Genomic DNA, 16,730 nt, shown 5'->3' with positions numbered 1-16,730 from the left:
CACGGCGGGCATGGACCAAGCCATCGGCCGCGCTCAAGAAGCATCCTGAACAGGCAAGCAGAGGTAGAGCGGCATGAGGAAGTGAAGAAGGAGGCCGCCATCAGGGATCGGCAAGCAATTCGAAAGCCGGCCTCTTGGAGGGGCGGCTCGCATCACTTCTCAAGCTCCGAGCGTCAAGCTCCGAGAGCACCATGCCCCTCGGACGGCCGCCTCGATCAAGAGTACTGCGAGCAACGGGGCAGGGACGCAACCGGGGCGCAGGAGCGGTGGAGCTCGCTCAGGCGGCCCCGCGGGACAACGAGACAGTGCCGCCCGAGCCTACAACCCAGGTCACGGCGCTCGAGGAGCGGCTGGTCAAATCAGCGCCACCGCAACCGCCAACATCCCGGCCGAAAACCGCCTAGTCGACACCCGCTCAAATCTCGGAGCCGGCTTGCAAGGGCCCGAACCTGTCCACGGGACGACCGACCTCTCTTCCTAAGCGCGCAACCTGTGCGGCAAGGTTCGAGCCCGCCTTGGGGTCGGTATCGAGACCCAGATTTGGAGGCCAAACCACGCCGGTATGGTTGACCAACTGGCTCAAGCGTCGATAGAAATTCCCGTTCGCTTGGTTATCAGCGATCAGCCAGCTCCGAAAGCGCGAATACAGCTCCCGATCGATCGTACCTGGGTCAGCCCAGAACTGATCGAGCCGCCCCTGAAACGTCAGCCCCGGGATGTGGTAGATCGGATCGCCAGTCACACAGACGGGCGTGTCATGCAAGAGTGACGACAACCCAACTGTACTATTGATGACGACCGTGCCGAGCGCATTGTCAAGCAGCGTCGGCAGGTGGACATCGTGCACGTAATAGACACGCCCCTCCAGACCGTACTTTCCCGTCATCCGCCGCATAAAGGCCCCGTAGTCACAGTAACCGCGATCGAGCGGATGATGTTTGAAGACCAGGGCGCAGTCAGGCGAGGCATGTGACGCAAAGGATGCAAGCACATCTTCAATGAACTCCTCGATACAGCTGTAATCGGAATGAACACTGATCTGCGCGTCGTTATGGGTCTGCAGGGGGACCAGGAAGAACTTCTTGGCGAGCGACCCGAAGAGCCGTCGCGCGACAGGCCGCTCACGATACCCGTACCAGTACTTGCGCCAGCCTGCACGCAGCCAGAAAAACGCCTGCGCAAGCGGCTCGAGGGGTCTGTGATGGCGGTAGTGCGGGTAACGCCCGCGTAATAGCGCGTTCGCAATGGCATAGCTGATGGCGAAGAAGGCCGCCCGCGAGAAGGCATGGCGCACCGGAAGGGCCTCCTCCTGTTCAGATACCGGGCTGGGCTGGGAGCGGTAGAACCCCGGATCGCGCGGCAGGGCAGAAAAACTGTTGGTGCCGCCTTTTTCGATGGTGATGTAGTCGGGCCGAATATAGCCTTCTTCGAAGACATAGAGCGCAGTGTGTCGCCATCGCACGACCTGGGGCACGACAATGTGGTAGTGCCGACAATCGCCGAAGAGGAAGACACCGTCGATCTTCAGCCGATCGATAAGCTCGGCAAGAAAGTCAGGCCAGTCGTCAAGGGTACCCCGGTAATCGATGGCACCCGTCGGATAGAAGAGCCGATCTCCCGCACAGAAGTTGACCTTGAAGACCTCTGCACCGGCCGCTTGCAGATCGCGACGCAACCGCGCGAAGAAGCGCCCCATCGGCCCCTGCAGCAACAGCACTCGCTTCCCGGAAAATGCTGATAACACGGACGCCCCCCTGTTTGGCGTTTCCATTCCGAGACAGTGGCGATTGGCGTGCGTGACCGAGCCGCGCGCCCAACTTGCTAGGGATTAAGGATAACACGGCCGCCTAGATGCGGACATGGCAAATGCAAGACATGTTCGTTTCAGGCGACGCCTGACGGGGTGCGGCGCGGAGCGACGTCCGTGCCTCAGTATCAAGGTCGCGCCCCAGAAAACAGGAGCCCCGCAGCCAGGAGCTGGACACAAACAATCAATGCTCGACCACCTCGGCCGACGCCAACGCCTTCCTCAGCCCACTGGCATAGGCGGCCCGCGCGGTCTGGGCAATGGCTAAACGCTGCTTGAGATGGGCGATCTCTTGGTCGCAAACACGCAGATTCACGACCTGATTGCGAGCCTCCTCGCTTAACTTACCCACAGCGTAATCCTTGCCGTCGATGGTGATCTTCTGTGTCATCGCTTCAGTCACGAGTCATTCGCTCCATTGTCCGCTGCGGCATCAGGCTGGGCTTGTGAGCTCACAATGTCCGCGTCACGCAATCGGTGCCTGACCGCAAGACAGCGGCCATGGTCGCCCAGCTGGTCATGCAGCGCAGTTTAGTGAAGATTGAAATTGAGGGGGTCCGCCAGAGAGAAGTCCATGATATCGATCTGCGGTGCCGCTGAGCGCTTGGCGAGCCAGCCATCCCTCAGGTTGGAAAGAGAGAGGAGATGCGCGTACGCAAGCTCCAGCGCGCCAGTCGTGTGCAACGCCTTCAGGGCGTCGGCCGTCAAGCCGTTCAACCGCTTGGGATCGATGACGCGCAAGCCAGAGACCTGACGAACATCCTGGCCCGACGGCTGAATCTTGACCACACGGTCCACCAAGAGCCCCTGCTGATCGAGCTGGGAGACCAAGGCATTGGTCCGCACCCGCTCCTGCTCCAAGGCCGTCAGTACCTGCTGAACCCGTAGCAAGGTCGCGGTCGGCTCACCCGCGTCAGTGAACAAACGCTCACCGGCGGTCTCGGCCAAATGAGGCGCGGACTCGTCGATGAGAATGGCGAAGCGGGTCTCACCTGCCTTGCCTTCGTCCACTGGACCGCGCGAGAGGAGCTGAAAGGGATAACGGCGTACGACGGCCGGAATGTAGCGTCCGACCCACTGCCCCTGCTCGTTGACATAGGCGTTGACGCCTTCTTGGGCGCCCAAGAGCGCGGCGGGGAGCCCCGACTCACCACCTGGAAAGACGATGACGTACTCACGGGCAATCTGAGATGCTTCTGCGGCCACCACGGAAACCAGCATCTCCTTGGCTGCGTGCAGAAAGGGCTGATTCGGAGCGAGACGTAAGCACCGATGCTGGTCCCGATCCAACGGTTTCATGTCTCGGAACATGAGCACCTCCAAGAAAAAAGGCTGCGCCCAAAGGCGCAGCCCAGTTCAGGACGACGGGCTTCGGAAGCCCGCCGGATAGCTTAGGCGATGCCCTGGAAGTTCTCGTTCGCGAGATCGTTCCAGTCGACACCAGTCAGCAGGATGGTGAAGTCCAGACCCTCGTTTGAAGTCACCACCGTGTTGCCGGCAACATTCAAGCCCGGATTGGCGACCAGATCGAAGTCGGCTTGCTCTTCCGCAGAGAGCGCACCCCACCAGGTCGCCGCGTCCGCGATATCGATATCAGAAGCACTATCGACACCCAGATCGCGCAGGTCAATCACAGAGGCGTTGCCAAGGTTGACATTGCCTTGCACATCGAACGCTTGGAAGTTGTCGATCTGCCAGACCACGCCCGCTTCGTTCGCATCCTCCGTGAATTGGAACGTTGTAACGAAATCGGACAAGGTCGTGACGATTTCGTAAGGAAGCGTCGCAGGAGCCAACTCGCCGGGAGTAAAGAGAGCTTGAGCGGTTGCCACGGCGGATCCAGGCTCGAGCGTCACAACCGGAGCCGCGGCCGCCATGTCTCCCGGGTTCGTTGCTGTCAGCTGGATATTGGCACCGTTGGCAGTGATGTCAAAGCCGCTCGGCGCATTGGCAGCGTCTGCGATGATACTCGCGTTGATGGCCGCCGCGGCGATATCCGCTCCGGTATCGTTCGTAAAGACGTACTGGCTACCAGCAAAGTCGATCGTGATGGACTCGCCGTCAGCCAAAGCTCCAACTCCAAAGGTCACCAACCACTCTTCTCCAACATCAGCAGTATTGGCACCCACACCGACCGGGATGACGGTATTATCGCCACCGATATCGAACACGAAATCGTATTCGTTGGCCACGATGGTCCCATTGCTGCCCTCGGTCGAATCCCAGCCCAGCGGCACGCGGAACTCACCCTCGAACTCACTGAAGTCGACCGTCGTCAAGGCGGTATTCAGCGCATTCTCAAGCTCCATGGTGATCGCCACGTCTTCGTTTCCGCCTTGAAGCGTCAGCGTGCGAGCATCGTCATTCAGATCCAGGGTCGAGAACAGGTTCTCGGGCCCGACCGAATTGCTGCGGTCAAGATCGACGTTGATGGTCTCGAAACCTTCAACAACAACGGTGCTTGCCCCTGGCCCGAAGGTGCCCGCAGCCACCTCGGGGACAACATTGAGGTTCAGTGCCCCCGGTGTGCCCGTGGCAACGAATTCCAACGTCGCCGCAGCGGCAGCCAAGACCTGGCCGTCGTTACCAGTATCGTCACCGATATCCACGGTGATATCGCCGGAAAGCGCTTCGAGACGCAGATCGCCATTGAGGCGGGCGATCACATAGCTGCCCGTGTCCGTGTTGGTCGCGTCGAAGGTTCCAGTCGCTCCACGAAGGACGGTATCGGCAGTGGCGCTTCCGACACGGGTCACCAAGCCCAGATCACCACGCTTACCGAACTGGATCACATCGAAGTCGGAAATGGTCGCGTTGGTATCGACAGTGCCGTACAGCATGAGCACGTCGTCGTCGCCGGCCGTTGCGGTGAGCGTGTCGTCATCCTCGTTGTCGAGCAAGGCCGCGTCCATGCCGATGGTGAGATCCGCTTCCAGAGCCGCGCCATTCACCATCATCGCCGGGGTTTCGCCGGACTCGACCGGCTCGGAGGCCAGATCGGTGATACGGACGCCCAGATCCTGCGAGCCGTCCAAGTTGAGGGCCGTAACGCGCTCGCCCTGGAAATCGACCACGCTATTGACGGTGTCGCGCTCGCCGCCGGAGGTCAGGTTGACGGTGCGAACCGCGCTCTCGTTGGTTGCTGGGAGAGGCTCATCTTCGACTTGCAGGGAGTCGATGCGCAGACGGCCATCGACGCGCGCCGTGTTGTCCAGATCGATATCGAGCGTCTCGCCGTCGGCGCCCTGAATCTGGAGGGGACCGAAGAGCTGATCGTTGTTGCTGTTGTCTCCGAGCGTCTGATTCTTACCCGAGACGGTCACCATGGTGCCGTCTTCGAGATCGACCAGGGTGGTATTGTCGCCGGCGTTGGCGACGACATTATCGAACAACGGGAAGCCTACCGAGACACCGTCTGTCGCGATAACGACATTCTCGACGCCCGACATGCTGGAGAAGTCATGCGTCGTGTTGTCGAAGACCAATTGCCATAAGCCGCCGATCTGCTGGATTCCGGTACCTTCCACTTCATAGATCTGGAAGTTGGAGAAGCCTTCGAAGGTCGTATCGGTCGTATCGCCATGACTGCGGCTAACCGCGATGACATTGTCGCCTTCGCCCCCATCCACAGTCGTGGTAGCGGAATTGGGCAGGTCGATATTCAGCCGATCGTCGCCCCCCCCCATGAGCACATCGAACCCGAAGTCGGTATCGCCAGTCAGGGCGACCGCCTGCGAGCCATCAATGGTGAAGTTGTCGTTCTGCTCGCTGCCTGTGTAGATGAACGGCACCTCTTCGGTGGCTCCGGCGAGATAGCGATCAATGGCGTCATCGGTCAGGACAATGCCGAGATTCAGCTCACCCAGGAAGCCGCTGCCATCAATGGTCTGAAGATCGGTGAGACCATTCACGACACGACCGTCCAGCTCGCCGGTCTGACCTTCGACCGGAGTGCCGACGGTGAGATCGCCAGCATTCGCCCCGCTCGCGAGGTTGACCGTCTCCAGGTTGCGGTCACCAGCACCCAGGTCGCTCCGCGACTCCATCCTGGTCAGCCAACTGCTGCGATCGACAGTGACATTGAAGACGTTGACGCCGCCGTCGCCCATGGAGCCGATATCGAGGATACCGCCCTGGGAGCTGCGGCCGACGAAGTCCAAGACCACATCGGTCTCGATCGGGACATCTTCCTGAACGGGTGCGCCAACGACGAGATCCCAGTTCAGGGTCCCGGCAGGCGGCACGATGTCATCGATCCAGGAATAGCCGACCGCCTCGAACGATCCGCCGTTGGGGTCGGTGATGGTGAGGGAATTGTCCGCGTTCAGGGTTGCGGTCAGGCCACTGAGCGCATCTTCGGCTGCCAGCCCAGCGTTCACCGCCGCCAGAAGGGCGTCATAGGTACGCTCCGCACCTTCACCCAAGTCGAGGTCGATGGTGTATTGCATCCCGTCGAACGAGAAGATCACTCCATCGACGGGGAAGTTCTCCAGCGAGCCCGGATTTGCGGTGTCCTCGAGACGCAGGGTCAGGCTGGAGTCGATATCCTGCAGCCGATCCTCGGACACCTGAGCCGGATCGAAATACGCAGTGTAGCTCACGCCCGGATCCGTCTCGCGCATCCCGAAGGTCGTCTGCTCCGGGATCGAACGGATGTCCTCGATCTGGATGCCGGAGCGGCTGTTGTCGCTCCACCACTCCTGAACACCGAGCATCTTTTCCGCGTCGATCGTCGAATTGTTGACGAAAAAGTCGGTTTGCGGACTCTGCTGACGCAGAAAGACGCGCTCGACCTCGTTCGTCGTTGCAGAGATCGCAGGCGCATCTCCAACGTCCCCAACGTCTCCCGAGTCGATCAAGTCGACCTGCAAAGTATCGACACCACCCGCGCCGTTGACCACGTCACCGGTTTCCAGGGTGTTGGCCAGAACGCCCTCTTCGGTTTGCACGACAGGCGCCATGAAGGTGTTGTCGAGCCCGTCACCCACGATGTTGTCCTGGCCGTAGGTCAGGGTGAAGTAGGCGTCGGAGGTGATCGCATCCATCGCGGTCCAGACCGCGTTCTCGATGTCTTGCGGAGTCGAGGTCTCGTCGATCCCGTCGACCAGATCGGAGGCCGCCATCAGGAAGGCGGCTTGATCGGACCGGCTCAGCTCACTGAAGGGGGTCAGATCACGCTCTTTCTGCTCGTCGTAGAACTGCAGACTGGCTTCGATCCAGTTCTGATAGAGGACCTGAACGGTGTCGACGTTGTCTTCGTTGGCCCACATGCCATCGATCATCTCCATGACCAGGGTGCCAACGTCGGCGCTGTCGTAATCGGTAACGCCAAGCTCGGCCATGCGGCCCTGCCAGTACTCGAAGCCTTCGGTATCCGGTGTATCGACCTTGAAGATATTCTGGTAGAGGGCGGTCAGGAAGTCATCGCCAGCAAGCGGGGAGCCGTCGCTGTTCTCGTACTCGTTCTGGACGCGCCACTGGTCGAAGAAGCTGGCCGCAACGTCAACGTAGCTCCAGCCTTCGCCAATCTTGGCGACCCAGTAGTCGGCGCCTTCCGCGTCGGCGGCAGCGCCCCACACTCCGGCGTAGATCTCCAGGACGCGCTCGAGGGTTCCATAATCTTGTGGTCTTGACATGTCAGGTAACTCCGTTCAGTGCGATGAATGCTTTGGGTGAGTGATAGCGCAATCTGCTCAGGTAGCATGATGTAGATTACACCACTCGGCCGCGACCGCCAACGCTATCCCCGGGCTGCGCGACGCCGAACTGCTGCCCGCCCTCCAAGATGACGCAACCGCTGGGCTTCTCGCAACTGTTGCATCTTCACAAAAGAGCTTTCCTAAGCCTAATCGGCACGCCCAGCCTCGTCAACCTTGGACGAGGCGAAACAGGCCCGTAACTGGGCAGAAGGACAACTAGAGCCGGTTGCGGAAAACGGCGCCCGCAACAGCAGCGACGCTGGGAAGCCTCCTCACCCCGCCCCGCAGATGCGTGGGCGCGACACTGTCGGCACACTGGTCTGCAGGCATCAATGGGCGCGAAGCGCCCCCCCCCGTTACCGCGCCCGAAGCCGCTCGCAAACCCAATCCGGAGCCGGACGCGTCACTTTGCGTGTCAGGGCCTCGAAGTTCGGCGGCGGCGCCTTGCCGCACCCGGCAGGATGCGACAGGTCACAGAATCTGGCGAGACATCGGTCAATAATTGGCACGCCGGGTGTGCAACGGCGTACCTGGCCCGGTTTCATCCGGGGTTGGCATGCGTCCCACGGCCCTAAGATCGCAAGCATGTCCGCATTTCAGCATCAGAAGCTGTCTGGAAAAACGTGTAGGGGCGAATTCATTCGCCCAACCGCCGGACCAGGGGCGAATGAATTCGCCCCTACAAATGTCTCGACCATGATTTCCAGACAGCCTCTCAAACCTTTAGACAGGATGGACAGCATGAACCATTTCCAGGCTGGCGCCGAATCAGCCAAGCGCGAAATCTTACAGATTCTGGGCGTCGACAGGCCCCGGCTGGAGGGGCCGCGCGGCCGGCGTCGCTCCGCGAGGGCGGCTGCGCCGGCGCTCCTCGTCTCTCTCACGCTACTGACGGGGATGTCGGGCGCACAAGAGGCCCCGCCCAGCGTCCTTCGCGCGGTCACGCCGAGCTATTTGGCGGAGGTCGTGAGCACTAGGGAGGACAGCATGAGTGCCGAGCCCTTCGTCACGCGCTCGGGCGGCGTCCAGCTCCAGTCCGAGATTTTCTTACCAGAGGTGGTGGCTGCGGCTGGGTCCGCTCGTACAGCTCAGGCAGCCAGCCTGCCGTCGAGCCTGGCGATCGAGCTCTTTCCGGATGTCGCCTGGGTCGTCGACATCAATGCCGCCTCTCAACCTGCCGCGGGCATCTTGTCCCTGAATGGCAGGATCACCGGGAGCGACCTGGCGACCTTCTCCATGACGGTGACCCGCGACAGCTTCCTGATGACGGTCGACGCCCCGGGGGGCGATTACCGCTACCGCGTGGTCGGCGAGACCGCCTCAGGTCTTGGCGAGGTGCAAGAGATCGACCGGCGTCTGATGGGGCCTGTCTATCACCTGCCGCCGCGCATTCCACCAGTCAATTGATGGGGCGAGTGCTTTGGAACATCTCAGACGTTTTCGAAACGAGGTTAGCACCGTGAATTACCTAGGCATGGCAAGGTTATCGCTTCATCGATGGTTGCTCGCAATCATGCTCGTCGTGCTCGCGCTCCCCTGGGCGCGGACGGCTCAGGCGACGGTCGTGGATATCTTGATCGTGTACGAAACAGGGGCTGCCTCCTGGGTCGGCTCGAATGGCGGCATGGAAGGCTTTGCTCAAGATGCGGTGAACCGTATGAATCAGGCAGCTCAGAATACCGGTCTGGATCTGAGCTTTCGGCTGGTGCACCACATGGCCGTCAGCTACTCGGCCGTTTCCTTGGACAAGGACCTGATCGCCCTGCAAGCAGGCTCCGGCGTCTTCGCCGATGTCGCGAGCGCGCGCGACACCTACGGCGCCGATCTGGTCGCCATGCTCATCGACACCGGAAGCGCCTATGGCTATACCGGGCTGGGCTATCTCCTGGCCAACTGGTCTGGACATGCCGACTATGCCCATACCGTAACCTCGATTCGCGCAGTCGCCATCGGGAATACCATGACCCACGAAGTCGGCCACAACCTTGGTGCGGATCACTCGAAGTACCAGGCGTCCGGCCCTGGACCGAACACCTATCTGGATGGCCAGTACTCCGCCGGTTGGTATTTCGCCGGGACCGATGGCAAGGACTACCACACCATCATGGCCTACGACTCGGACGGCTTCGGCGGCTATTACGACCCCGCGCCACTCTTTTCGACGCCGTCGAAGACCTATCAGGGCACGCCCGCCGGCGATGCCTCGGACGGAGACAATGCCCGCCTCATTGGCCAGACCAAGGACATCATCGCCGGCTACCGCGCGAGCGTTCAGACCGCGCCCACGGCCCCGATTGCCATGTCGGCTGCAGAGGTGGCGCAGACCGGCTTCACCGCGATGTGGAGCAGCGCGGACGGCGCTGAGGGATATGCGCTGGATGTCTCGGAGAGCGCCGACTTCGTCGATTTCGTCTCCGGATTCGCGCAGCTCGATGTCGGCACTGCGACGAGCCAGGCGATTACTGGGCTGTCACTCGACACGGACTATTTCTATCGCGTCCGCGCCTACAACGGTCAGGGTGTCAGCGAGTATTCCAATGTCGTTTCCGTAACGACGGCCGCCGTCGATCGCGACAGCCTGTGGCGGGTGACCGAGATCTACATCGCGACCATGGGCTATGCGCCGGACAACCAAGGTCTGCAGTATTGGGTCGATCAGATCGAGGCCGGGCGCGGCTGGACGCCGACCACTGTCGCACAGAGCTTCTTCGATCAGCCCCTGGTTCGAGAGAAGTATCCGGAGACGCAAGGCTTCGGCCCGCTGATCGAGGCCCTCTATCAGAATATCTTCGGCCGCTCGGCGGACGCGGAAGGCTATGCCTATTGGCTCGACGAGCTGGAGTCTGGGCGCGTCGCGCGCAACCAGATGATCATCGCCCTGATCAATGGTGGCTGGGCCAATCCTGATGCCGCTCAAGACATGGCGCGATTCGGCAATCAAGTGGAAGTGGCCTTGGCCTTCGCCGACTATCAGGCCGACAACGGGATCGTCTACGGCGACTTGAGCGAGGACGATCAAGCGCTCTTACGTCAGATCGGACGCGATGTCATTGCGGACGTGACCTATGAGGCCACGACACGCGATGCCGCAATCGCGAGCATTCCGAGCCTATTCGCCTCCTTGACTGGCTCATAGCTGGTGGGGGCGGTCTGCCGAGTGTGGCGTATCGCTCTCTCAGGCGGTTTCCAGAAATTGGCACACCTGTAGGCCGGGCAAACAGGGCGACCGAGTGATGCGGGTTGGGGCGTCGATCATGGTTTCGGCTGGTTGTCGCCCGTAGGGTGGACAAGCGCAGCGCAGTCCACCAACGCTGGCGCGGGATTCGGTGGACTTCGCGCTTGAGACTGTGAAGAAATTCTGCGTAGGTTGGGCTGAGGTACGAAGCCCAACATGGCGGCTAGCCTAACGCTCTGATTGTTGGGCCTCCTGCGTCGGCCCAGCCTACAGCAATCTGCGATCTTCGCGGTGCGCTTGGATTACTCTCATAGTCTAGCAGCGCAGTCCACCAACGTCGGCGCGGGATTCGGTGGACTTCGCTCTCGCTCGTCCGCCCTACCGGCCCAACTGATGACCAAGGCCCGGTTTTGCCTTGTTGCTCGCCCCCCTCGGGAAAAGGCCCGAGGGGGCATCTTCTTCTTGCGGTAAGCTCGACTCAGTCGAGGGAATCCAGCAGTGCCGGGATTTGAGCGATGGCGGCGTCACGCGTTGCCGGATCGGCCGTGAGCGCGCTCAAGACGTCGCTGCCCATTTGGCGCAGTGCCTCCTGATCGGTGCCGCTCAGTTGGCTGTAGACGATGCCGCGCTCGGCTTGCTCGGCGACGAAGCGGAGCGCGACTTGAACGCGGTTGCTGAAACGCTTCATATCTTGAGCGGCGTCCGGATTTGCCCAGCCGCCATTGATCAGGGCGATGATCATCTCGTTGCGCTGGGTGCTGCCGGATTGCAGTTCGTTCAGCCAATAGGCATAGCCGGCATCATCCGGACTACGTCCGAACAGGTTCTGGTACAGCGCGTTGATGAATACGCCGTAGTCTTGGTCGGGTGGGTACATCGCTTCGACCAGAGGGGCGTCGAAGAAGCTCTGTGCGACAGTGGTCGGCGTCCAGCCGATCCCTGCGCCAAGATTCTCCACCCAGTACTGGAGTCCTTCGTCGTCCGGGGCATAGCCCAGGGTTGCGATATAGATCTCCGCGACCTGCCAGTCGAAGCGCTCGCGTGCGCCACGCACGGGATCGAAGAGCACGCCGACCCAGCCGTTGCCGACCATGGAGTTGTTGCCCTTGCCCCAGGGGGCGCCGAGGGCGATATCGGCGTGGCCATCGCCATCGAAGTCGCCCAGCCCTAGTGTGGATCCCATGCGTCCGGCGGAGAGTGGATCAGATGGCGTGGGGGTGGACTCGGGCGCGACGACCGCAATGTCGGCCTCGACGTCGAGCTCGTAGCTGGAGGCCCAGCTCGTGCGGCCGTAGAGGACGTGAGTCCAGCCGTTGGTGCCGCTGCGCGCGAAGGCATTGGTGCTGGAGATCATCAGGTCCTCGGTGTCATCGCCATCGACGTCGCCGACAAGCAGGGCATTGCCGGTCTTGAAGCCGATGCGCGCGACCGATTCGCTCAGCGCGAAGGTTGCGTCCGCCTGGTCGTAGAGATCCATCTCGGCTTCCTGGTGTTTGCCGAGTACGAGATAGACACGTCCCTTTCCGGTGGTGCTCGTCTCGCCCCAGCCCGACAAGGGCGCGCCGATGATGATGTCGTCGGTGCCGTCGCCATCGATATCGCCGCTGGCGAGACGCTCGCCGGCCTGATCCCCCTTGACGCCGCCGTAGATGCGGCTGGTCGCGATCGCGTCGATGTCGAGCAAATAATTGATGCTCCCGCCTCCGGGTACCACGTAGGTAGCGCCAGCCTCTTCAAGGGGCAGGATCCCGCTATCTTCGGCAGGTGCGCCGAGGAGGAGATCGGCCGCACCGCTACCATCGACGTTACCAACCGCAATGCCCTTGACCTGGAAGATACCCTCGCCGCCATTACGCATGATGATGGCGTCCGCCGTTTCTTCTGGGTCCAACTCACCATCGAGTCGGCCTCCATAGTAAACATAGACTGCGCCATTGATGCCGCGCGGAAAGCCATCGACGCGGGGCGCGACAGGCGGGTGGGTGACGGAGTCCGTGAGGTCGTCGCTGAAGACGAGATCGGCAACGCCGTCTCCACTGATGTCGCCGATGGCGATGGCGGCGACGTGCATGGAATCCTGGCGGCGGATCACGGCATTGGCGACGCCGCTCAGCGTCTTGGTGCCGGAAAGGCTCGAGGAGCCGAAGAGGACGAAGATCTCGGCGTCTTCCGGATCGACCGGGGCTCCGGTGTCGTTGACCCGTTGGGCCACGATGGCGAGGTCATCGATACCGTCGCCATTGAGGTCGCCGGCGGCGAGCATCTGACCAACGAATCCGTTGGTCTCGGCACCCTCCAGGACGACGTCCTCGACGCCGTCGTCGACAGTTTCCACTACCCCGAGGTCTGGTGCCATGGCACCGCCACCATAGAAGATCGAGACGACGCCGGCCTCTTCGATACCGCGACTGGACGCCTGACGCGGTGCGCCCACCGCCAGGTCGGCCATGCCGTCTCCGTTGAAGTCTCCGACCGCCATGCCGGATCCGAGCTCAGCCTCGCGCTGGGGGCTCTTGATCACGGCGCCGAAGCCGATGAGACCATCCTGCTCTCCGACCTCCACCGGCACGACTGCGCCGGCGGTCGAGGCCGCCAAGATCCCCAGCAAGGGCAGGGCCGCCAAGGGCCGAGTGATGTGTTTCTGCTCGTCCATCGATACATTCCTCGATCGATTGTCTGTGCTTTCAACAAACGACTGGCGCGCCTCGGCCCACGGGGCCATGCGAGGATCTTCGCTCCTGGAGACCAGAGCACGCCGATCCTGGCTGACGCGACCGCTCGCTCGAATCGCGAGCCTGGCGAAGGCTTAGAGGCCGTGAAGGCTTTCCGTGTCTGTCGGGCTTTGCTAGGAAGCCCAACGTCGCTGCCGACGGAGCGCTTTGACTGTCTGGCCTCCTGGGGCGGCCAGGCGAGGATCGAGCAGGGTTCTCGCGTCGGGAGCGGAAGACGTTCCCAATCTCTTCGTCTCCCCCGCCTAAGAGGCTAACTCAATAAGACCGTACTTATAAGGGGTGTTTGCCGTTGGAAGCCGTCCAGCGCTTGTCTTCCGGTCTTGGCGGTGCTACGCGAAAAGACCGGCTGAATCGCCCGCAAGCGGGCTTCTACGCGAGCGGCGCCGTTGTAGGAGCCCGCTTGCGGGCGAGGTGCTCGGCGCCGGCACCCCCATGTGCGACGACACCTCAGCGATGCCGCTTGTGGTATAGGGGGAAGCGAATAATGTGCGATCCCTTCCTCAGCCGTTGGCGTGAGTGGCGATGGGCGGCAGCGACATCACTGCTCGCGTCCCTTGGGCGATTTCCGAGAGTCCTCTTACCAAAGGCGATTCGATCACGCGCCATCGGGCAGGCATTGCGTGGGAGCGCCGCCCCGGCGCGACGGGTCAGCTCCGACCGCCTCAGTCGCGGCGGGGCGCAGCTCCCACGGATTGAGCGGCTGACCCGACCCGAGGTCGCTCGGCCGAGCTATGAACCTAGATTCGGCAATCGGAACCGCAAAGGCGCGAAGGACACGTCAGGGGCTCGACCTGTGGGAGCGGTGCCCCACCGCGACTGGGGCGGCCGGAGCAGGCTTCGTCGCGCCGGGGGCGGCGCTCCCACGCAAGGCCCGCCTGACGACGCGTCTCGACGCACCTTTGGTACGAAGATTCTCGGAAATCGCCTTAGAAGCCGTCCAGCGATGGTTTCCCGGTCTTCGCGGTGTTACGCGCAAGAGACCGGCTGAATCGCCCGCTAGCGGGCGAGGCGCCGGCACCCCCATGTGCGACGACACCTCAGCGATGCCGCTGGTGGTATAGGGGGAAGCGAATGATGTGCGATCCCTTCCTCAGCCGTCGGCGTGAGTGGCGGTGGACGGCAGCGACATCAGTGCTCGCGTCCCTTGGGCGATTTCCGAGAGTCCTCTTACCAAAGGCGATTCGATCACGCGCCATCGGGTAGGCATTGCGTGGGAGCGCCGCCCCGGCGCGACGGGTCAGCTCCGACCGCCTCAGTCGCGGCGGGGCGCCGCTCCCACGGATTGAGCGGCTGACCCGACCCGAGGTCGCTCGGCCGAGCGATGAAGCCGGCGCTTCGACCTCTTCCCTGGTATAGGCTTCCCTGGAAATCGCCTTGGGGCTTCTGTCATCGAAGGGGGCTGAGCGGGCCGCCCTGGCGCTGCCTCAGGCGCGATGGCGTCCCGCCAGGCGATCCCACAGCGCGTCAGCGAGCTGGCCGTCTTCAAGCCCGGCAAGCTGTGCGATGCCGTGCTGCGCCAAGGCCGCTTCGGCCTGACGCGAGCGGGCGAACAGCCCGTCGCAAAGCCCCAGAGAATCGATGAGCGACGGGGCCAGCGGCTCGCTGATCGCATGCAGCATCAGATAGAGTCGTCGGCCGGTGGCGATCATTTCGCGAAGAAAGCCCGCGAGGGGCTGCGGCAGAAAGAGCTCGTCATGGATGTGAACGACCAGGGTGTCCAGCTCCTGAGTCGCCACGCTGCACGCCAAGGCGCGCAGATCCGATGCCCTGGGGCTCCAGCAGGCCGTGACGTTCGAGGCGTCGAGCAAGTCCTCGGTCAGATTCTCCGGGGCGAGGATGCGGCACTCCGGGAGCTTGTCCCCCATCAGGGCCTTGGCGTCCCGGGCGATCGCGCCGTTGCCGCCCCAGGGGGTGATCCAGCCGATCCGGCGGACAGCCGGACTGGTCTCGATCAGACAGCGATCGTTCGCGGCGAGCGCCGCTGCAATGCGTGCACGCACGCGCGCGCGTCCGATGCGGCCGAGCTCGAGTTTGCGCAACGCCTCGATCCGATCGGTCTCGAGTGCACCAGGTGCGGGCTTGGGGGCCGTGCCTGTCTTGTCATGACGAACTTCGATCGCCTCCCAGGCGCGCTTCGCCACGGCATCCCAGGTGAAATGCCGGCTTTGAGCCAGGCCGTGCTCGGCGAGCGCGCGGCGGAATCCCGCGTCCTCGAGGGCTTGCGCGATCTTGGCCGCGATGGCGTCGACACAGTAGGGGTCGAATAGCGCATCCTGACGGCCCACCACCTCCGGAATGCTCGTGGTATTGGAGGCGATGACCGGGATGCCGCAGGCCATCGCCTCGAGGACCGGAAGGCCGTAGCCTTCTGACAGGGAAGGGAAGACGAAGAGCTCGCAAAGATTGTAGAGCTCCAGCAGCTCTTGGTCGCTCACGTGCCCCGTGAAGACGAGCTCGTGCTCGCCGAGGCCCGCCGCCTCACCCAGGCGACTCAGCTCTTGATAGAGGCCCTGCCAGCCGTTGCCGATGATGACGAGCTGACGCCCGTGGCGCAGATCCCGGGGGACTCGCGCATAGGCCTGAATCAGGCGCGCATGGTTCTTTCGGCTGTCGAAGCTCCCGGCGAAGAGGGCGAAGCGATCGCGGATGCCATAGCGATCTCGCAGTGCCGCGATCCGATCGGGCGGCAATGCGAGCGGGCGGAACTTGGGATCGACGCCGGCGGCGATGTTGACGACGCGCTCCGGGGCGATGTCGAGTGCGTCGATGCATTGGCGCCGCGAGAATTCGGAGATCGCCAGGAGCCCCCCGGCCCGCTTGAGGCTGTCGAGCTTGCGGAAATAGTGTCCACGCGTGCTCGGCGTCGCGAGGTATTGCTCCTGGGCCATCAGCGGAATGAGGTCGTACAGGGTTACGACCGTGGTGTCGCCTGGCACAAGCTCGCCCACGGAGCAGGCCACGTCGTCGAGAAATCCCTCGAAGAGACTGGCGACATGCACGATGTCGGGCTGCAGGCGATGAATGCAGGCCTCGCGAATCAGCTCTGCCGCGCGCGCGCGCGGCAGATTGGCGGGATTGCTCTCGGCCACGGGGCCGGGGAGCTGCAGCACTTGGATCTGGTGGCGCGGCAGCAGCTGCGAGAAGTGCCGGTAGAGCCCTGGGATGCTGTCCGGAAGCAGGTCGCTCAACAGGATGCGCAGCTCATGCCCGCCCGCGTGGCGGGCCATGGCCGTCGCGAGGTCGAGCGAATAGCGGCCGATCCCGCCGAGGCGGCTGATCGACTGGCAGGCCTGCAGATCGACGAGCAGACGCATGGT

At 62.6% G+C, this 16,730-nt stretch carries 8 protein-coding genes; 2 read left to right on the top strand and 6 right to left on the bottom strand.

The window, feature by feature from the left end:
• Positions 1-415: 415 nt before the first annotated feature.
• The 4 genes from G3446_RS04260 to G3446_RS04245 all read right to left on the bottom strand — a co-directional run bounded on the left by G3446_RS04260 (position 416) and on the right by G3446_RS04245 (position 7,386).
• On the bottom strand, positions 416-1,717 hold the full coding sequence (locus G3446_RS04260) for a capsule biosynthesis protein (RefSeq protein ID WP_342450031.1): 1,302 nt from the start codon (positions 1,715-1,717) through the stop codon (positions 416-418).
• A 274-nt stretch (positions 1,718-1,991) separates the two neighbouring features.
• Entirely contained in the window at positions 1,992-2,210 is a 219-nt protein-coding gene (locus G3446_RS04255) for a hypothetical protein (protein ID WP_342450030.1), read from the bottom strand.
• A 128-nt stretch (positions 2,211-2,338) separates the two neighbouring features.
• Positions 2,339-3,118 (bottom strand): SapC family protein, encoded by a 780-nt coding sequence (locus G3446_RS04250; protein ID WP_164451168.1) that lies wholly within the window; start codon positions 3,116-3,118, stop codon positions 2,339-2,341.
• 80 nt (positions 3,119-3,198) lie between these two features.
• A complete protein-coding gene (locus G3446_RS04245; RefSeq protein ID WP_164451167.1) occupies positions 3,199-7,386 on the bottom strand; it encodes a DUF4214 domain-containing protein in 4,188 nt (1,395 codons plus the stop codon).
• Positions 7,387-8,247: 861 nt separating this feature from the next.
• Here G3446_RS04245 and G3446_RS04240 point away from each other — a divergent pair.
• Together G3446_RS04240 and G3446_RS04235 are read left to right on the top strand one after the other, a co-directional pair.
• Positions 8,248-8,913, top strand: a complete 666-nt coding sequence (locus tag G3446_RS04240; RefSeq protein WP_164451166.1) for a hypothetical protein — start codon at positions 8,248-8,250, stop codon at positions 8,911-8,913.
• A 106-nt stretch (positions 8,914-9,019) separates the two neighbouring features.
• Positions 9,020-10,642, top strand: coding sequence for a DUF4214 domain-containing protein (locus tag G3446_RS04235; RefSeq protein WP_164451165.1), 1,623 nt, complete (start codon positions 9,020-9,022; stop codon positions 10,640-10,642).
• Positions 10,643-11,159: 517 nt separating this feature from the next.
• On the opposite strand, the gene G3446_RS04230 is transcribed toward G3446_RS04235, so the two are convergent.
• On the bottom strand, positions 11,160-13,334 hold the full coding sequence (locus tag G3446_RS04230) for a DUF4214 domain-containing protein (protein WP_164451164.1): 2,175 nt from the start codon (positions 13,332-13,334) through the stop codon (positions 11,160-11,162).
• 1,503 nt (positions 13,335-14,837) lie between these two features.
• On the bottom strand, positions 14,838-16,727 hold the full coding sequence (locus tag G3446_RS04225; protein WP_164451163.1) for a glycosyltransferase family 4 protein: 1,890 nt from the start codon (positions 16,725-16,727) through the stop codon (positions 14,838-14,840).
• Between the last annotated feature and the right edge of the window lie 3 nt (positions 16,728-16,730).

The organism is Thiorhodococcus minor, assembly GCF_010820565.1.
GTDB lineage: Bacteria > Pseudomonadota > Gammaproteobacteria > Chromatiales > Chromatiaceae > Thiorhodococcus > Thiorhodococcus minor.
This window is presented reverse-complemented; position numbering and strand designations above follow the sequence as displayed.